At 33.4% G+C, this 17,669-nt stretch carries 17 protein-coding genes and 1 pseudogene; 8 read left to right on the top strand and 10 right to left on the bottom strand.

What is annotated here, in order from left to right:
* The 5 genes and pseudogenes from ACH2BV_RS11120 to ACH2BV_RS11100 all read left to right on the top strand — a co-directional run.
* A pseudogene (locus tag ACH2BV_RS11120) lies at positions 1 to 598 on the top strand (signal recognition particle protein); the annotation flags it as partial.
* 75 nt (positions 599 to 673) lie between these two features.
* Entirely contained in the window at positions 674 to 1,555 is an 882-nt protein-coding gene (locus ACH2BV_RS11115; RefSeq protein WP_395050799.1) for a bifunctional 5,10-methylenetetrahydrofolate dehydrogenase/5,10-methenyltetrahydrofolate cyclohydrolase, read from the top strand.
* A 141-nt stretch (positions 1,556 to 1,696) separates the two neighbouring features.
* Positions 1,697 to 2,311: a hypothetical protein gene (locus ACH2BV_RS11110; protein WP_395050798.1), complete on the top strand. Its 615-nt coding sequence runs from the start codon at positions 1,697 to 1,699 to the stop codon at positions 2,309 to 2,311.
* 8 nt (positions 2,312 to 2,319) lie between these two features.
* Positions 2,320 to 2,613 (top strand): winged helix-turn-helix domain-containing protein, encoded by a 294-nt coding sequence (locus ACH2BV_RS11105; RefSeq protein ID WP_395050797.1) that lies wholly within the window; start codon positions 2,320 to 2,322, stop codon positions 2,611 to 2,613.
* A 53-nt stretch (positions 2,614 to 2,666) separates the two neighbouring features.
* Positions 2,667 to 4,040 carry a DUF4173 domain-containing protein gene (locus ACH2BV_RS11100; protein WP_395050796.1) on the top strand — a complete coding sequence of 458 codons (1,374 nt, stop codon included), beginning with the start codon at positions 2,667 to 2,669 and terminating at the stop codon, positions 4,038 to 4,040.
* A 49-nt stretch (positions 4,041 to 4,089) separates the two neighbouring features.
* Here the strand turns inward: ACH2BV_RS11100 and rluF are convergent, their stop codons facing one another.
* Genes rluF through ACH2BV_RS11080 form a run of 4 tightly spaced genes read right to left on the bottom strand, consistent with a single transcriptional unit; the run spans position 4,090 to position 7,714 of the window.
* Positions 4,090 to 4,902, bottom strand: a complete 813-nt coding sequence (gene rluF / locus ACH2BV_RS11095) for a 23S rRNA pseudouridine(2604) synthase RluF (RefSeq protein ID WP_395050795.1) — start codon at positions 4,900 to 4,902, stop codon at positions 4,090 to 4,092.
* A 44-nt stretch (positions 4,903 to 4,946) separates the two neighbouring features.
* Positions 4,947 to 5,795, bottom strand: a complete 849-nt coding sequence (locus ACH2BV_RS11090) for an alpha/beta hydrolase (protein ID WP_395050794.1) — start codon at positions 5,793 to 5,795, stop codon at positions 4,947 to 4,949.
* 41 nt (positions 5,796 to 5,836) lie between these two features.
* Entirely contained in the window at positions 5,837 to 6,616 is a 780-nt protein-coding gene (locus ACH2BV_RS11085; RefSeq protein WP_395050793.1) for a zinc ribbon domain-containing protein, read from the bottom strand.
* A gap of 3 nt (positions 6,617 to 6,619) precedes the next feature.
* A complete protein-coding gene (locus ACH2BV_RS11080; RefSeq protein ID WP_395050792.1) occupies positions 6,620 to 7,714 on the bottom strand; it encodes a Nif3-like dinuclear metal center hexameric protein in 1,095 nt (364 codons plus the stop codon).
* A gap of 110 nt (positions 7,715 to 7,824) precedes the next feature.
* Between ACH2BV_RS11080 and lpxK the strand changes: the two genes are divergently transcribed.
* Both lpxK and ACH2BV_RS11070 read left to right on the top strand, forming a co-directional pair.
* A complete protein-coding gene (lpxK, locus tag ACH2BV_RS11075) occupies positions 7,825 to 8,850 on the top strand; it encodes a tetraacyldisaccharide 4'-kinase (protein WP_395050791.1) in 1,026 nt (341 codons plus the stop codon).
* Positions 8,822 to 9,634 carry a purine-nucleoside phosphorylase gene (locus tag ACH2BV_RS11070; RefSeq protein WP_395050790.1) on the top strand — a complete coding sequence of 271 codons (813 nt, stop codon included), beginning with the start codon at positions 8,822 to 8,824 and terminating at the stop codon, positions 9,632 to 9,634. Before lpxK ends, ACH2BV_RS11070 begins: the two co-directional genes overlap by 29 nt.
* A gap of 4 nt (positions 9,635 to 9,638) precedes the next feature.
* Here the strand turns inward: ACH2BV_RS11070 and ACH2BV_RS11065 are convergent, their stop codons facing one another.
* The 3 genes from ACH2BV_RS11065 to lipA form a co-directional block, all read right to left on the bottom strand.
* Entirely contained in the window at positions 9,639 to 11,813 is a 2,175-nt protein-coding gene (locus ACH2BV_RS11065; RefSeq protein ID WP_395050789.1) for an ATP-binding protein, read from the bottom strand.
* Between the two features lie 51 nt (positions 11,814 to 11,864).
* Complete coding sequence (gap, locus tag ACH2BV_RS11060) at positions 11,865 to 12,857, bottom strand: type I glyceraldehyde-3-phosphate dehydrogenase (RefSeq protein ID WP_395050788.1); 993 nt, start codon at positions 12,855 to 12,857, stop codon at positions 11,865 to 11,867.
* 68 nt (positions 12,858 to 12,925) lie between these two features.
* Positions 12,926 to 13,795, bottom strand: coding sequence for a lipoyl synthase (gene lipA / locus ACH2BV_RS11055; protein ID WP_395050787.1), 870 nt, complete (start codon positions 13,793 to 13,795; stop codon positions 12,926 to 12,928).
* Positions 13,796 to 14,041: 246 nt separating this feature from the next.
* On the opposite strand from lipA, the gene ACH2BV_RS11050 reads away from it, so the two are divergent.
* Entirely contained in the window at positions 14,042 to 14,599 is a 558-nt protein-coding gene (locus ACH2BV_RS11050) for a DUF4494 domain-containing protein (protein WP_395050800.1), read from the top strand.
* A gap of 714 nt (positions 14,600 to 15,313) precedes the next feature.
* On the opposite strand, the gene trpA is transcribed toward ACH2BV_RS11050, so the two are convergent.
* The 3 genes from trpA to trpB are packed head-to-tail and all read right to left on the bottom strand — an operon-like array spanning position 15,314 to position 17,654.
* Positions 15,314 to 16,075: a tryptophan synthase subunit alpha gene (trpA, locus tag ACH2BV_RS11045; protein ID WP_395050786.1), complete on the bottom strand. Its 762-nt coding sequence runs from the start codon at positions 16,073 to 16,075 to the stop codon at positions 15,314 to 15,316.
* Between the two features lie 40 nt (positions 16,076 to 16,115).
* The gene (locus ACH2BV_RS11040) at positions 16,116 to 16,457 is read right to left on the bottom strand and encodes a gamma-glutamylcyclotransferase family protein (protein WP_395050785.1); all 342 of its coding nucleotides are present in this window, start codon (positions 16,455 to 16,457) and stop codon (positions 16,116 to 16,118) included.
* A 15-nt stretch (positions 16,458 to 16,472) separates the two neighbouring features.
* Complete coding sequence (gene trpB, locus ACH2BV_RS11035; RefSeq protein WP_395050784.1) at positions 16,473 to 17,654, bottom strand: tryptophan synthase subunit beta; 1,182 nt, start codon at positions 17,652 to 17,654, stop codon at positions 16,473 to 16,475.
* Between the last annotated feature and the right edge of the window lie 15 nt (positions 17,655 to 17,669).

Below are 17,669 nucleotides of genomic sequence, written 5' to 3'. Positions count from 1 at the left end.
TGGTGGAGCTGCTATTTCGATTAAATCGGTTGTAAACAAACCAATAAAATTTGTTGGAACAGGCGAGAAAATGGATGCTATTGATGTTTTCTATCCAACACGTATGGCGGAACGTATTCTTGGTATGGGTGACGTTGTGTCTTTGGTAGAAAGAGCTCAAGAACAATTCGATGAAGAAGAAGCCCGAAAAATTCAAAAGAAAATCGCTAAAAACGAATTTGGTTTTGATGATTTCCTTTCCCAAATTCAGCAAGTTAAGAAAATGGGAAATATGAAAGATTTAGTTGGAATGATTCCCGGTGCCACAAAAGCAATGAAAGATGTCGAAATTGAAGACGATGCTTTCAAATCTATTGAAGCCATTATTTATTCGATGACTCCGAAAGAAAGATCAAAACCTGCCTTAATTGACGTAAAAAGAAAAACTAGAATTGCAAAAGGTTCCGGGACAAAAATTGAGCAAGTCAACCAGTTGATGAAACAGTTTGAACAAATGAGCAAAATGATGAAGATGATGCAAGGACCTGGCGGAAAAAACATGATGAAAATGATGGGGAATATGAAAGGAATGCCAGGAGGAGCCCCTGGAATGAGATAAAAATATTTGTTTAAAGTTTGAGTTTTCAAGTTGTTGAAATCTGAAACTTTAAACCTGAAACTTTAAACAAAAAAAATGCAACTACTAGACGGAAAAAAAACATCGGAAGATATTAAAAACGAAATTGCTGCCGAAGTGCAAAAAATGAAAGCTGATGGGCAGAAAGTTCCTCATTTAGCAGCTGTTATTGTTGGTAGTAATGGAGCAAGTTTAACTTATGTAGGCAGCAAAGTTAGATCGTGTCAACAAATAGGATTCGAATCTACTTTAGTTTCTTTGCCAGAAGATATTTCAGAAGTTGAATTACTCGCGAAAATTAAGGAACTAAATGAAGATGATGATTTAGATGGTTTTATCGTTCAATTGCCTTTACCAAAACATATCGACGAACAAAAAATCCTGATGGCAATTGATCCGGATAAAGATGTAGATGGATTTCATCCTACCAATTTTGGAAAAATGGCTTTGGAAATGGAAACGTTTTTGCCAGCAACTCCGTATGGAATTATGGAATTATTGGAGCGTTATAAAGTAGAAACAGCGGGTAAACATACCGTCGTTATTGGTCGTAGCCATATTGTGGGTCGCCCAATGAGTATTTTGATGAGTCGCAAAGGATATCCCGGAGATTCGACAGTAACGCTTACTCACAGCAGAACCAAAAATATAGAAGAATATACTAAAAATGCCGATATTATTATCACTGCTCTTGGTGTTCCAAATTATCTTAAAGCAGATATGGTAAAAGATGGAGTTGTGGTTATCGATGTTGGTATTACCAGAGTAGAAGACGCTTCGCACCCAAAAGGATATGTAATTACTGGCGATGTAGATTTTGATGAAGTCAGTAAAAAATCCTCTTTTATTACTCCAGTTCCAGGTGGAGTAGGACCAATGACTATTGCCATGCTGTTAAAAAACACGCTTTTGGCAAGAAAAATTAGAAGTAGAAAATAATATTTTTTTTAATAAATTCAATAAACAAAGCCTATTCATTGAATAGGCTTTGTTAGTTTTAGAAAATGTATAAAATATTTTAATAATTTGTTTGTCAATTCAAAATATAATTTAACTTTGCGATACAAAGTACTTTATATTATGAATCAGAAACAACAAGAAGATTTATCGCACATTCGTTCCATGATGGAACGCTCTTCAAGATTTATTTCATTAAGCGGACTATCAGGAGTGTTTGCAGGCTTATCTGCTTTGATTGGTGGATTGTATGCGTATCTATTACTTGAGAAAAATAAACTCAGTTATAATCAGGATTACTCCATTCATCAAAATAATGATTTTGTGAAAGAATTATTTATTACTGCAATTATTGTTTTAGTTGCTGCATTAACTTTTGGAATATTTTTTACAATTCGAAAAAGCAAGAAATACAATTTACCCATTTGGACTTCAGCCACAAAAAATATGCTTTTCAATTTAGCTATTCCATTGTTTGTTGGAGGCGTTTTTTGTTTAGCTCTTTTGCACCAGCAACAATATATATTGATTGCACCAGCGACTTTATTGTTTTATGGCTTAGCGCTAATAAATGCTGAAAAATATACGTTTTCAGATATAAAATATTTAGGGTTTTGTGAAATAATCCTAGGTTGTATTTCCCTTCTTTATGTTGGATATGGTTTGATTTTTTGGATCATTGGATTTGGAATTTTACATATCTTATATGGTTTGCTACTATTCAAAAAATATAAATAAACCATCAAATGGGAATTATTGATAAACTAAATAAAGACTTCGAAAGTCGAGTCAGATTGGGTATTATGTCCATTCTGATGGTCAATGATTGGATTGATTTTACTGAGATGAAAACTCTTTTGAATATCACAGACGGTAATTTAGCGAGTCATTCTTCAGCACTTGAAAGAGGGGAGTATATCGAAATTAAAAAAGAATTTGTGGGCAAGAAACCAAAAACATCTTATAGAGTTACCAATTTAGGAAGAGCTTCTTTTGTGTCACATTTAAACAGTCTTGAAAAATTATTCAAATCAAAATAACCTTTTTTTTAACCATTTACTTTGAAATACAAAGTACTTTTAAATTTTTAATTATGAAAAAACATCATGTAATTTTAGGCTGTACAGCCATTTTCGTTTTCCTTTTTTACAAGGAATCTGTTGGAGTTAATCTAGCTTTATTCGGAATTATATTGGCTATTTTGGTCTTTATTAAATTCAAAAAAAAGAGCATTTTGATTAAGACATTGTTTGTAAGTTCGCTGCTTTCTTGTTTTGCATTTGCTTGGTATGCCGATTTCTTTTCTTTTTTAGCATTATTCTTTTCTTTGATTTTCCTGCAATTTCAAAATGAAAACAGCAAACTAAAAATCCTTCAATCCATTCCTGCAGTTTTCATTACAGGAATCACTTCACTAGGAAGGCCTTTTATCTTCAATCAATGGTTGCCTCAAGCAAAAATTGGTAATAACGGTGCCAAGAAATTAATTGCCTATTTCTTAATTCCATTACTGTTTTTAATTGTATTTTTTATAGCCTATTCTTATGGTAGTGACACCTTTTCAGGAATATTTGACTATGAGTTAGATATTGATTTTTGGCCTTTAGTATTCATTACAATTTTAGGATTTTATTTTTCTTTTAGTTATTGGAATTACTGGGTTCCAGAATATTTTTATGTCAATAGCCATAAATTAAATAATGATTTTTCTACTGAAAGTAAAGAAGATTTTACGCCTAGTTTTTCTTTTTTAGATATTGATTTTGAGCGTAAAAGTGGTGAGATTTCGTTAGTGCTTTTAAACCTAATGCTTTTGGTTTTTATAGGAACCTATAATTATGAGCAATTTTTTAAGGTAGAATCAACAAATGTACTAAGTGCTGCAACTCACGACAGAGTAAATGCAGTGATTATTTCAATTATTATGGCAGTAGGTGTCATATTGTTTTACTTTAAAAAAGGATTTAATTTTGATACTAATGCTAACTTTTTAAAAAGATTGGCGAAGATTTGGGTTGGCCTTAATGCAGTATTGATCATAAGTTCAGCCGTAAAAAATTCCGAATACATCCTTCATTTTGGAATGACATATAAAAGGTTAGGAGTATATGCTTTTTTGGTTTTAACTCTAATTGGATTGGGATTTACCTATTATAAAATTAAAAATCAAAAGACGAATGCTTTTCTTTTTAATCAAATGCTTTGGTGTGTTTATGGTTTGATATTGTTATGTAGTTTTGTTAATTGGGGAAATCTAATTACAAATTATAATGTTTCTATGAATAAAGGGGTAGAGCCCAAATTCTTGAAAAGTTTAAATTATAATGAAGAGTATCGTCAGCAATATTTTCCTAATTCCTCTATCCCTTCAGTAGATTATTTTGACAAAAATAGAGATATTGAATATGAACAAAGTAAAAGCTTTCTTTCCAAAGCTTTATATTATGAGTTTGTGTCTGTGAAGTAGAATAGTTATATAATCAAAAAACCAAGATGAAAATCTTGGTTTTTTTTATCTAATAATCCCCTCTTTTCTTAAATCTCGGATCGTCTCTTTTGATAAATTCTGTTCTGCGTTTTGGGGCTTCTTGTTTTGGTAAACTAGCTTCTTCTGTTTTGCTTGAAGGCTCGATGAGTTGATTGAGTTCCTTGATTTCAGCATCAGTTAAATCGCGATATCTTCCCACGGGAACATCAAGCGAAATATTAATAATTCTGATGCGTTTCAAAGCCGTAACTTCATAACCCAAATACTCGCACATTCTACGAATTTGGCGGTTTAAACCTTGAGTCAAGACGATTTTAAAAGTGGTAGAGCTGATTTTTTCTACTTTGCATTTTCGGGTAATAGTATCCAAAATCGGAACACCATTTCCCATTTTTTCAATAAAACGATCGGTTATTAGTTTATTTACTGTAACTGTATATTCTTTTTCGTGATTGTTTCTGGCGCGAAGAATTTTATTGACAATATCGCCATCATTAGTCATAAAAATGAGACCTTCACTTGCTTTGTCCAATCTTCCAATCGGGAAAATACGTTTTGGATAATTGATGTAATCTACGATATTGTAGCGAACGTCTAAGTTTGTGGTACATTCAATACCAACAGGTTTATTGAAAGCCAAATAAACGGGTTTTTCGTTTTTCTCCCGAATTAGTTTGCCGTCAATGCGCACTTCGTCATTTGGCGAAACTTTTGTTCCTAATTCCGGCACGATTCCGTTGACGGTTACACGACCTTCTTCAATGATTTTGTCGGCCTCACGGCGAGAGCAAAAGCCTGTTTCTCCTATGAATTTGTTGAGGCGTTTTAGATTTTCTTCCATTAGACAAAAGTAATCAATTATTTTGTTTGAGATTTCTAAACGAGTTATTCCGTTTCAAATAAAAACCGGAAAACTTTTTTATACAAACTATCATCGTGCAATTTATGTCCCAACCCAGAAGTTTCAATAAATTCTACATTTTTCCAGGCACCGACGATTTTTTTTGCTTCTTTGAATGAGACTACTTTATCGTCAATATCGTGAGCCACCAAACCTTTTATATCAATTTCTGAAGCAAATTGTTGACCTGAAAATTGGTCGAGGTTTCGATTTAAGATTGCAGTGTATTTTTTTTCTAATGCATTTGAAATTTTGGAATTCAAACTCAATAAAGCAATGAAATTATGGAATATAATTTTAAAATCACTTGGAGCTCCTAAAACTACTATTTTTCGAATTGAAGCACTTTGATATTTGTATTGATAATACAAACAAGTTTGACCTCCCATTGAATGACCAATAAGGTATTTTGGTTTAAATTTCTCAACAATTACGTGAATAAATTCGGCATATTTAGGCACAGTAAATTCTTTACCACTCGATAATCCTTGAGCTGGCCCATCAATTGCAATGATGGTATGACCGGATTTTTTCAAATAAGGCAACATTTTTTTCCATCTTGCGGAGTTACTTTCCCATCCGTGAATTAATAAAATAATGGTTTCATCTCCTTTCCAAGTATAGGTTTGAATGGAATCCCCATTATGCTGAATGGTTTCTGAATGAGCTTCTTTAAGGGTTTTAGGAAGATTATCTTTGGTTAATTTTCCTTTTCTTGGCTCACTAAATAAGGCGTGGGCATACTGAGTAGCTTTTTTTGGAAACACAAAACTCAAAAAGTTGATGTATAATCCAATGGACTTGGCGATAAAAAGACTAATGAATTTTTTCATATTAAAAAAAAGTCCCGATGTTTATCGGGACTTAAATAATTTTAGAATTTAGCAAAAAGCTTTTCCATTTTCTCCTTCTCTTCTTCAGCGAGTACGCTGTCGACTAATATTCTTCCTGAATGTTCATCAGTGATGATTTTCTTTCTGGCAGCAATCTCAACTTGTGTCTGTGGTGGAATCGTAAAAAACGATCCTGCAGATGCTCCTCTTTCAATAGAAACAACAGCTAAACCGTTACGAACGCTAGATCTTATTCGGTTGTAAGCAGCTAATAATCTTTCTTCGATTAATTGTTGGTATTCAGCTGATTTCTCAGATAAAAATGCTTCTTCTTTAGCAGTTTCAGACATAATAGCGTCTAATTCTGATTTTTTATGTTTCAAGTGATTAGATTTAGTTTCTAATCTCTCTTTTGATTGTGCGATTATTTCTTTTTTGTGTTCGATAGAAGCTTTCATTTCTTTGATTTGCTTCTCTGCCAATTGAATTTCTAATTCTTGAAACTCAACTTCTTTAGTCAAAGAGTTGAATTCTCTATTGTTACGAACAGTTTCTTGTTGTTTTGTATATCTTTTAATTGACTCTTTATGTTCGTCAATTGCATTTTTCTTTACCTTGATTAGATCTTCGATAGTTTCAAGATCATTTTTCAATTTTTCTGAACGAGTGCTTAATCCAGCAACTTCATCTTCTAAATCTTCAACTTCAAGAGGAAGTTCACCTCTAACGTTTCTAATTTCGTCAATTCTAGAGTCGATTAATTGTAAATCGTAAATTGCTCTTAACTTGTCTTCAACATTCAATTCTTTTGTAGATGCCATATTCTATAAGTACTTAACGGGATTTGTATTTTCTTCTGATAAAACGATTGCAAAATTAAGGATTTTTTTCCTAAGAAAATCAACAATATAATTTTTTGTATAGCGTTCGCTTTCAAAATGACCAATATCAGCCAAAAGTAGTTGATTTTCAGCCTCATAAAATTGATGATACTTTAAATCTGCTGTCAAAAAAACGTCCGCGCCAGCCTGAATTGCGTTTTTTATGGCGAAACTTCCGGAACCACCAAGAACTGCGACCTTTTTTATAGGCTTGCCTAAAAATGCACTATGCCGAATTCCTTCACTTTGCATTTTGTCTTTTACGAAAATGAGAAAATCTTTTTCGTCCATTGGAGCGCTCAATTCTCCAATCATTCCCAACCCAATGTTTTGGTTTTTGTTTTGTAAATCATAAATTTCATAAGCCACTTCTTCATAAACGTGATTTTTGAAAAGTGCTTTTAGGATTTTGTTTTCCAAATGTTTTTCGAAAGTTACTTCAATTTTGATTTCATCACCTTCCACAAATTCAAATCGCTCACCAAACTCAGGATTGCTATGTTCGTTTCCCATGTAAGTTCCAATTCCTTTCGAGTTGAAACTACAATTTTCATAGTTGCCAATGTTTCCTGCACCAGCATCAAACAAGGAATTACGGACCTTCTCAGCATTTTCAGGAATAGTATAAGTGACTAATTTTCGAATGAAATTTGTTTTTGGAATCAGGATTTTAGTTTTGATTAAACCCAATGCATTACAGAATATTTTATTCACTCCGTCTTGATGGTTGTCTAATGCAGTATGAACGGCATAAATCGCAATATCATTTTTTATAGCTTTTATAATGGCTCTTTCTACATAGTTTTTTCCCGTGATTTTTTTCAATCCCGAAAATAATATGGGATGAAAACAAACAACCAAATTGCATTTTTTAGCAATGGCTTCATCAATCACGTTTTCCAAAGCATCGTGGCAAACCAAAACTCCTGTTCCTTCCGAATTTTGATTTCCAACCAAAAGACCTACATTGTCAAAATCTTCGGCATAGGCGAGTGGTGCCATTTCTTCGAGTACGGAAATTATTTCTTTAATTTTCATTGATTTTATTTTAAAGTTTATGTTTAAAGTTCAAGGCTGAGCAACTTTCAACATTAAACAAATGAAACAAAAAATTATATTTCAAAGATAAAATATTATACTTTCGTATTATGAATTTACTCCGAAAAATACTGTTTCCATTTGCCATTTTGTATGGATTCATTACCAGTATTCGGAATTTTATTTTTGACAAAGGCATTCTGAAATCCTATTCTTTTGATATTCCCATTATTGCGGTCGGGAATCTCAGCGTTGGTGGCACCGGAAAAACACCTCAAATTGAATATTTAATTAGGTGGCTTTCGCCAAAATATAAAGTTGCTACTTTAAGTCGTGGCTATAAAAGGCAGTCCAAAGGATTTGTTTTAGCTGATACCACTTCGAATGCAGAAATTCTTGGAGATGAACCTTTTCAGTTTTATAAAAAATTCAATAACATTCAGGTTGCTGTTGACGCTGACAGAAAAAATGGTATTGAACAATTGCTTTCTCTAACGAATAAACCGGAAGTCATCTTGCTGGACGATGCTTTTCAACATCGGAGAGTAAAAGCAGGTTTGTATATTTTGCTAACTTCTTACGGTGATTTATATTCCGATGATTTTATGTTGCCAACAGGTAATTTACGGGAAAGCAAATCAGGAGCAAAGAGAGCAAATGTTGTAATTGTCACTAAGTGTCCTGATACTCTTTCGCTAGAAGAACAAAATAAAATTAAAACCAATTTAAAACTTACTTCTACTCAAGAATTGTATTTCTCCTATATCGATTATGATGAATTTATTTATTCTGATATCAAAACGATGAATGTAGAAGAAGTCATGAATGTTGATAAATTACTTTTGGCAGGAATCGCAAAACCTGAGCCTTTTTTCGGATATTTACAACAAGAAAATGATGTATGTTTGAGGTACCCTGACCATCACCATTTTACGGAAGTCGATATTATAGAAATAGAAAAAAAATCACAAAATAAATTAATCATCACCACCGAAAAAGATTTCGTAAGATTAAAAGGCAGAATTCCAAACGAACAGCTTTTCTATTTACCCATACGGAGTTCATTCCTTTTCAGAAGTGAAAATTTTGATAAAACCATTACAAATTATGTGGGAACAAGTACAAGAAACCGTTAGTTTTATAAAAGAAAAAACAAATTTTACTCCTGAATATGGCGTGATTTTAGGTTCAGGATTAGGAAGTTTTACGGATGATATTAAAATAGAATTCACATTGCCTTATTCTGAAATTCCAAATTTTCCTGTTTCGACAGTTCAAGGTCATAAAGGAGCTTTGGTGTTTGGAACTATTGGCAACAAAAAAGTGGTTGCTATGCAAGGTCGCTTTCATTTCTATGAAGGTTATTCTATGAAGGAAGTTACTTTTCCGGTTCGAGTAATAAAATATTTAGGCGTCAAAAAACTTATTGTTTCCAATGCTTCCGGAGGTGTAAATCCTAATTATGAAGTAGGTTCGATTGTAATTTTGAAAGATCATATCAATATGATGCCCGAACATCCTTTGCGTGGTAAAAATGACGAACGTTTTGGACCAAGATTTGTGAATATGAGCGAACCCTATTCTAGAAAAATGATTGAGAAAGCCAAAGAATTAGCAATAAATCTAAATATTAAAGTTCAGGATGGTATTTATCTAGGGCTTCAAGGACCAACATTTGAAACTCTTGCCGAATATAAAATGGTAAAAAACATTGGTGCTGATTGTGTTGGAATGTCAACTGTTCCCGAAGTAATTGTGGCACGTCATATGGAAATGGAAACTTTTGGATTGTCCGTGATTACTGATATAGGCGATGAAGATAGTATCGAAACTATTTCTCATAATGAAGTACTGGAAGCGGCCAAAAGTGCAGAACCTAAAGTAAGAATTCTAATAAAGGAATTGATTTTGACATATTAGATTGCTATACATATTTGGCAATAACTGAATAAAAATCTTCTGGAACGAATGGTTTTGTTATAACATCATTCATTCCGTAAGACAAAAGCATATCTCTGTTTTCATTTAATGAAATTGCTGTGAGGGCAATAATAGGTGTTTTTTTGTCAAATTTTCTAATTTCTTGAGTAGCAATAGTTCCATTTATTCCAGGCAAATGAACGTCCATTAAGATCATATCAAATTTTTTGTTTCTGGCTATTTCTATTGCGCGCTCTCCATTATCGATTATCTCGCAAAGAATCCCTTTGTTTTTCAGCATTTTTTTAGAAACCATTTGATTGATTTTATTGTCTTCAACAACTAATATTTTTTTATTTATTAGGGTAGAGTCATTATATGTTTTTGCTTTCTTCTCAATTTTTAACTGCTTTTCTCCTTCATTAAAATGTAATTCGAATGAAAAAGAAGAACCTTTTCCAACAGTGCTTTTAAGTTTTATTTCACCTCCTAAAATTTCAGTTAGTTTTTTTACAATAGTTAATCCTAAACCAGTTCCTCCGTATTTACGGTTTATACCAACGGAACCTTGGGAGAAACTATTAAAAACTGACTCTAATTTGTCTTCTGGAATTCCAATCCCATTGTCTTTTACCTCAAAATAAACGGTTGCATTTTTGTCTTCTAACGAAATAAGATTAGCAATTAATTTTACACTTCCATTGTGTGTAAATTTTAAGGCATTATTGATAAGATTTAGTATAATCTGTGACAATTTAGTGGGATCACCAATTAAATTATCGGGAATTTTTGAATCAATCTCAATCGCAAAATTATTGTTGTTTATTGATGCTAATTCTTTTAAAGAGTTTTGTATATTTTCTAATAATTCTTTGAGATTAAAATCGATATTTTCTATTTCAATTTTGTTAGAATCAATTTTTTGAATTTCCAGAATATCATTAATAAATGTTGTGAGGTAATCTCCTGAAAACTTTAAAGAAGTCAGGTATTTCATTTGAGATTTCTTTGGTTTCTCTTCTAATAGCAAATGAGCAATTCCATTAATTGCGTTCAAAGGTGTTCGCAGTTCGTGACTCACCGTCGAAAGGAATTCAGATCTGGCTTTTGAAGCTTTTTCTGCTCTTTCTTTGGCAATAATCAGTTCCTTATTTTTTTCTTCCAATAGAAGATTTGATTGAGTTCTGATGATATTATTTTTGTACAAAGCTAAACTTAACAAAGATAAAATCGAAATTAATGCGATGGCAAGAATGCTGATAAGTTTTGAGAATTTACTCTCTTTTTCCTTTACTTTGATTTCTTCATTTGTTTGTTGAACCTCTTTTAATCGCTCTGATTCCTTAAAATTTTCGTAATCATCGACTCCAAGTTTTTCGTTGTCCGAAATAGAAATACTTTCTTTTAAATTCGTGTGTTGTTTCAAATAGGAATACGCACTGTTCTTATCCAGCATTTTTTCATAAACAGTACTTAAAGCAAGTAAAATAGCGGATTTCTGTTCTAAGTTTTTATTTTTAGCATTTAATTCCAACGCTTTATTGAAATAATTTAAGGCTAAATTATTTCTATTTTGAGCCATTTCAATAGTCCCTATTTGATATAAAGCCTCGGTTTTACTATCCAAAATCACCTGATTATCTGGTTTACCAATTATTGAACTGAAAATTGTGGAAGCCAAATCATATTTTCCTTTTGATTTATAAATAATTCCTCTTTGTAGGTTTATCAAATCAGCAGTATCAGTAATTTCTAAAATGTCATATAATGATTGAGCTTTGTCAAAGCAAATTTCAGCATTATCAAAACTTCTTTTTTGCATATAGCACATTCCCAGATAGTAATATGTAGATGCTTGAACTATAGTGGATTCTAGGGATTTTGATAATAAAATGCTTTTATTGAAAGCTTTTATTGCATCATCATACTTTTTTACATCATAATAAAGTTTTCCCAAATTAGAGGTTTCGCTAGCCTGAGCTTCAGTTTTATTAGTAACTTTTGAATAGAGGATGGCCTTTTGAGTATAAAGAAGAGCGTCTTTATATTTATTTGCTTTAACATTGGCATTACGCAAATGGCTGTAATAGGCAACACTATCAATTTCCTCAATAGTTGATTTCTTTTGGGAATATGAGAATGTAGTAACTAAAACAAAAAATAGTAGTAATGACTTCATTAGATATTTGGAATTTTCTTATGAACAGCCATAAAGATAGAGAATTAATCTTTAATTTGTTAAAATAATTAAATCAATAATTCGAGAAGAATAGCCAATTTCATTGTCATACCAACCCACAACCTTCACCATTTTATCAATAACTGAAGTAAGTTGTGCATCAAATAAACAAGAATTCCTGTTGCCAATAACATCTACAGAAACAATTGGATCTTCGGTATAATCCAAGATTCCTTTTAAATTAGTTTGGGCACCAAGTTTGAAAGCAGCATTGATTTCCTCAATGGTCACGGCACGTTTTACATTAAAAGTAATGTCCGTCAACGAGCCATCAGGAACGGGAACACGAATGCCGCAACCTCCAATTTTACCTTCAAATTCAGGAAAAATCTTCGTCAATGCTTTGGCAGCACCAGTTGTTGTAGGAACAATAGATTGGCTTGCACCTCGTGCGCGACGCAAATCTTTGTGAGGCTGATCGTGTAAACTTTGGTCTGTTGTATAAGAGTGAATGGTGGTAATGTAAGCTTGTTCGATTCCGCAAAGGTCGTTGATGATTTTTATCATCGGAGCGGCATTGTTTGTGGTGCAACTTGCGTTCGAAATAATGCTTTCGGTTCCGTCAAGTATGTGTTCATTAACGCCAAGAACCACCGTTTTTATCGAATCCACTTCAGAAGGAGCAGAAAGAATTACTTTTTTGGCTCCAGCCAATATATGAGCATTGATTTCATCAAAAGTTCTGTACTTTCCTGTCGATTCAACAACAACATCTATGTTTATAGATTTCCAATCCAGGTTTGAAATGCTTTTCTCGTGAAAAAATAAGAAATGTTTCCCGTCAACTACAATTCCTTTTTCATTGTGAGAAACTTCGAAAGGCAAAACGCCGTGAATGCTGTCGTATTTAATCAAATGCGCCATCGTTTTGGTCTCGGCAATATCATTAATGGCAACAACTTCAATGGAGGGATGGTTCAAAAGCAAGCGAAATAAATTTCGTCCAATTCTTCCAAAACCGTTTATGGCAATTCTTGTTTTCAATTTTTTTTGGTTAATTGCTTAACTGGTTAATCGTTTAACCGTTTAAACGATTAACCAGTTAACCTCTTTTATAAAATATGTTTTTGTGCTTTGTATGAAGAACGCACCAATGGTCCACTTTCAACGTGGCGAAAGCCTAATTCCAAACCAAATTTTTCATATTTGGCGAATTGTTCCGGCGTTATGAATTCTTTTACAGGTAAATGTTTTTTACTAGGTTGCAGGTATTGACCTATTGTTATAATATCTACTTTGGCATTGTATAAATCTTGCATCGTTTGGAGAACTTCTTCTTCGGTTTCGCCAAGACCAAGCATTATTCCGGATTTGGTTCTTTTGATTCCTTTTTCTTTTAAGTATTTCAAAACTTCCAGACTTCGGTCGTACTTGGCTTGAATACGTACTTCACGAGTCAATCTTCGAACAGTTTCCACGTTATGTGAAACTACTTCTGGATTGGCTTCCACGATTCGGTCTATGTTTCTTTCGATTCCTTGAAAATCAGGAATCAGCGTTTCCAAAGTCGTGGTTGGGTTCATTCTGCGAATGGCTTTTATCGTTTCAATCCAAATAATAGAACCGCCATCTTTTAAATCATCTCTGTCCACGCTCGTGATTACGGCGTGTTTGATGTTCATTATTTTTATAGAACGTGCTACTTTCTCCGGTTCATCCCAATCCACGGTTTCTGGTCTTCCGGTTTTTACACCGCAAAATCCACAAGAACGCGTGCAGATATTTCCCAAAATCATAAACGTAGCCGTTCCTTCGCCCCAGCATTCGCCCATATTTGGGCAACTTCCTGAGGTACAAATGGTGTTCAGGTTGTATTTGTCCACCAAACCACGAAGTTCTGTATATTTTTGACCGATTGGGAGTTTTACTCTCAACCATTTTGGCTTTCCTATTGGTAATGCATTTTCTAAAACAGATTCCATAAAGTATTTTTTGAAAGGGCAAAGATAAGTAAAGTAGATTTAGGAATTGGAATTTGTGTATTGGGATTTTTGATGCAGGAATTGGGATTTTATATTAAAATTGGGGAAATAAAAAGTACTTATTTTGCAATTGTTTGAGTGTGAACACTTAGGTGATTTCACTCCAAAATTGTGAATATCTATTTTAGAAATGATGTTATTTTTTGCCTCTAAAATCTATCTTTGGCATCCCTAAAAAAATATATTATGAGCGGAATGTGGTACGAATGCAAAGTAAAATACAGAAAAACAGATGATATTGGAGCGCAAAAAGTAACTACCGAACCTTATTTGGTAGATGCTTTGTCTTATACGGAAGCGGAATCCAGAATCAACGAAGAAATGAAAGCTTACATCAGTGAAGAATTTAAAATCACAAATATAAAAGTAGCGAATTATGCCGAAATTCACCCTTTTGAAAATGCCGATCGTTGGTTTAAATCCCGAGTTTCTTTAATGGCTTATGACGAAGAAAGCGGGAAAGAGCGCAAGACGAATATGTATTTATTAGTTCAGGCCAACGATGTAAAAGAAGCTTTTGAAAACACAATAAGTGTGATGAAAGGCACGATGGGTGATTATACCATTCCTGCCATTTCAGAATCTCCTATTATGGATGTTTTTCCTTATTTCTCTGGCGAAGAAGACGAATTGGAACAAATGGAAAAGTTCAACGCGCTCAAAGCTTCGAAACCTGAAAATGATGCTGTAGAAATGGAAGACGCAATGGAATTTGATGCTGAAGTTGTAGCGGAGAGTTATTGATTGTAAACGATATTAAATATGAAAGAGGCTTTTTAGGCCTCTTTTTTTGTTCTATAATTGTTAGGCTAAATTTTATCTCTATTGCTTTAGGGCGAATGTATTAATTTAGGTTTTACAAAATAAAAAATTGCTATTCCTATTGTAATTTGAAAAAATAATACAATCACTATTTGACCAAATTTATTCATCCATTCGCTAAAGCTTATTATACGGTTAGTTGGATTAATTGTATTTAAAATTATGATCATAAGATATTTGGTTAAAATAAGTGTTACTATCAATTTAATTCTACTTGAATATATCTTCATGTTTTCATTTTTTGAATATTTAGTAATAAAAAAAGCTATTATATAAGAATCAATCCATTCCCAAAAAACATATAGCTTACGAGTTAAAATTTGTGTATCGCTATTTTCGTATTTTGGATTCCAGTTTATGTAAATTGCACCAATGAAATGTCTAATTATTTCATAAATAACTACTGCAATTATGATATGATAAATGTTTTTTATTGAGAACATAAGTGTTTATTAATGGCACATATTGAATATACAAATAAAAACTGCACATTGGTGATACACTGTTTTGTTTTGTACTTTCAAATATATAAAAATATTCTTAAAAATATTTAAACTTAATAGTTTTAAATCACAAAAAAGCGGTGCTTAAAAAACTTTAAACGCCTCCTTAATTTTAATGTAAATTTTATTTTTCTTATCGTATCGCTTTCACAAACTCTCCAATACTTCCAACTCCATTCTCTGTCAAGTTTTTGATAAAAGCACTTCCTATAATCGCACCTTTGGCAAATTGGGTGGCTTGATTGAAAGTTTCCTTGTTGCTAATTCCAAAACCGATGATTTGAGGGTTTTTCAAGTTCATATCTGCAATGCGTTTGAAATACTCTTCTTGAACGCTTCCAAAACCAGATTGCGAACCGGTAACACTTGCAGAGCTTACCATATAAATAAATCCGTCCGAAACGCTGTCGATAAAACGAATGCGCGCGTCCGAAGTTTGTGGCGTAACCAGGAACACGTTTTTGAGTCCGTATTTCTCGAAAGTAGCTTTGTATTCTTCGGCATAAACATCAACAGGAAGGTCGGGAATGATTAATCCATCGATGCCAATTTCAGCACATTTCTTGCAGAAATTTTCTATACCATATTGCAACATTGGATTGAAATAACCCATTATCACTAATGGAATAGCAACCGTTTTTCTAATGTCTTTTAGTTGGTCAAACAAAACCTGAGTCGTCATTCCGTTATGCAAAGCTTGAGTTGAACTCTCTTGAATCGTTGGTCCATCGGCCAAGGGATCGCTGAACGGCAATCCAATTTCAATCATATCGACACCACTTTTTTCTAAATCCTGAATGATTTGAACGATATCATTCAGACTTGGATATCCAGCTGAAAAATAGATAGAAAGTATCTTTTTGTTTTCTTGTAATTTTTGATTTATTCTGTTCATTTTTTATGTTTTTGTTTAAACCTGTCAGGTTTAAATTAATTTAATAGTGTCTCTTTGTTGTAACACTATAAGCCCAGGCTTTTTGGTTCGATTGCAACTGTACTTCCACGCGTTTGTAATGCAATCCTTCGTACAGATCCGCCTGATGAAGTTCTTTGGTTGTAATTTCGTAAACAATTCCGTTGATAGTATCTTCTGGTTGATGCGTTTCCACAATGATAGGGTAGTGTACAATTCCAAATTCTTCTTCGATTTTAATTTCTTTTAATGCATATCCTATTAATGTTTCAGGAGTTCCTGTTAGAATTCGTCCAAAAAGGTTTTCCTGAACGTCATCGTGTTGTAAAGAGCCGTAGGTAAATAATTTTATCAAAGTATTCATTTTTGTCAGTCTTAATTATAATTTAAAATAATCTATATAAGTTTCCAAATCTTTGTCACCACGGCCAGATAAATTAATCACGACAATATCTGTAGGTTTGAATTGTTTTTCGTCTAAAACAGCAAAGGCATGTGCACTTTCGATAGCCGGAATTAAACCTTCCATTTGGGATAATTTTAAACCCCATTGCATTGCCTGTTCATCAGTAATCGAAATGAATTCCGCTCTTCCGGTAGCGAATAAATTGGCGTGCATTGGGCCAACACCGGGATAATCCAATCCAGCAGAAATAGAATACGGTTCGGTAATCTGTCCGTCAAGTGATTGCATCAACAGGGTTTTACTTCCGTGAATAACACCAATTTTTCCTAAAGCTGAAGTTGCGGCACTTTCACCAGAATCAACTCCTAGACCTGCGGCTTCGACAGCAATAATATTCACGCTTTCGTCATCCAAAAAATGATAGTAAGCACCAGCTGCATTGCTTCCGCCACCCACACAAGCAATAACGTAATCAGGGTTTTCACGACCTTCTTTTTGTAATAATTGTTCCTTGATTTCTTTAGAAATAACACTTTGAAAACGTGCTACCATATCCGGATAAGGATGTGGTCCAACAACGGAACCGATGATATAATAAGTGTCAACAGGATTATTAATCCAGTCGCGAATGGCTTCGTTTGTGGCATCTTTTAAGGTTTTGGAACCAGAAAGTGCGGGACGAACTTCGGCGCCTAGCATTTTCATTCGGGCAACATTTGGTGCTTGACGTTTGATATCAATCTCGCCCATATAAACGATGCATTGCAATCCCATCAAGGCACAAACAGTAGCCGTGGCAACACCGTGTTGACCTGCGCCAGTTTCAGCAATGATTCTGGTTTTGCCCAATCGTTTGGCCAATAAAATTTGTCCAATCGTATTGTTGACTTTATGTGCGCCAGTATGACATAAATCTTCTCTTTTGAGGTAGATTTTGGTATTGTATTCAGCAGATAATCTGGCTGCAAAATAAAGTGGTGTAGGACGACCTGCATAGTCTTTTAATAATGCGTCAAATTCTTTTTGAAATTCAGGTTCTGCGGTAATTTTTAAATATTGTTGGCGTAGTTCCTCAACATTTGGATATAACATTTCTGGAATGTAAGCTCCTCCAAATTCTCCGTAATAGCCTTTTTCGTTAACGTGATAAGTCATTTTTTTAGGTTTTGG

The sequence above is a fragment of the Flavobacterium sp. genome (assembly GCF_043780635.1).
GTDB lineage: Bacteria > Bacteroidota > Bacteroidia > Flavobacteriales > Flavobacteriaceae > Flavobacterium.
The sequence above is the reverse complement of the archived record's forward strand: the minus strand, read 5'-3'. Positions and strand labels throughout refer to the sequence as shown.

Coding starts and splice junctions, on each gene's coding strand:
- trpA (WP_395050786.1), bottom strand. CDS start 16,075: ATGAACAGAATAAATCAAAAATTACAAGAAAACAAAAAGATACTTTCT.
- ACH2BV_RS11085 (WP_395050793.1), bottom strand. CDS start 6,616: ATGGCATCTACAAAAGAATTGAATGTTGAAGACAAGTTAAGAGCAATT.
- ACH2BV_RS11050 (WP_395050800.1), top strand. CDS start 14,042: ATGAGCGGAATGTGGTACGAATGCAAAGTAAAATACAGAAAAACAGAT.
- ACH2BV_RS11115 (WP_395050799.1), top strand. CDS start 674: ATGCAACTACTAGACGGAAAAAAAACATCGGAAGATATTAAAAACGAA.
- ACH2BV_RS11070 (WP_395050790.1), top strand. CDS start 8,822: ATGTGGGAACAAGTACAAGAAACCGTTAGTTTTATAAAAGAAAAAACA.
- trpB (WP_395050784.1), bottom strand. CDS start 17,654: ATGACTTATCACGTTAACGAAAAAGGCTATTACGGAGAATTTGGAGGA.
- ACH2BV_RS11065 (WP_395050789.1), bottom strand. CDS start 11,813: ATGAAGTCATTACTACTATTTTTTGTTTTAGTTACTACATTCTCATAT.
- ACH2BV_RS11110 (WP_395050798.1), top strand. CDS start 1,697: ATGAATCAGAAACAACAAGAAGATTTATCGCACATTCGTTCCATGATG.
- rluF (WP_395050795.1), bottom strand. CDS start 4,902: ATGGAAGAAAATCTAAAACGCCTCAACAAATTCATAGGAGAAACAGGC.
- lpxK (WP_395050791.1), top strand. CDS start 7,825: ATGAATTTACTCCGAAAAATACTGTTTCCATTTGCCATTTTGTATGGA.
- ACH2BV_RS11090 (WP_395050794.1), bottom strand. CDS start 5,795: ATGAAAAAATTCATTAGTCTTTTTATCGCCAAGTCCATTGGATTATAC.
- ACH2BV_RS11080 (WP_395050792.1), bottom strand. CDS start 7,714: ATGAAAATTAAAGAAATAATTTCCGTACTCGAAGAAATGGCACCACTC.
- ACH2BV_RS11105 (WP_395050797.1), top strand. CDS start 2,320: ATGGGAATTATTGATAAACTAAATAAAGACTTCGAAAGTCGAGTCAGA.
- ACH2BV_RS11100 (WP_395050796.1), top strand. CDS start 2,667: ATGAAAAAACATCATGTAATTTTAGGCTGTACAGCCATTTTCGTTTTC.
- ACH2BV_RS11040 (WP_395050785.1), bottom strand. CDS start 16,457: ATGAATACTTTGATAAAATTATTTACCTACGGCTCTTTACAACACGAT.
- lipA (WP_395050787.1), bottom strand. CDS start 13,795: ATGGAATCTGTTTTAGAAAATGCATTACCAATAGGAAAGCCAAAATGG.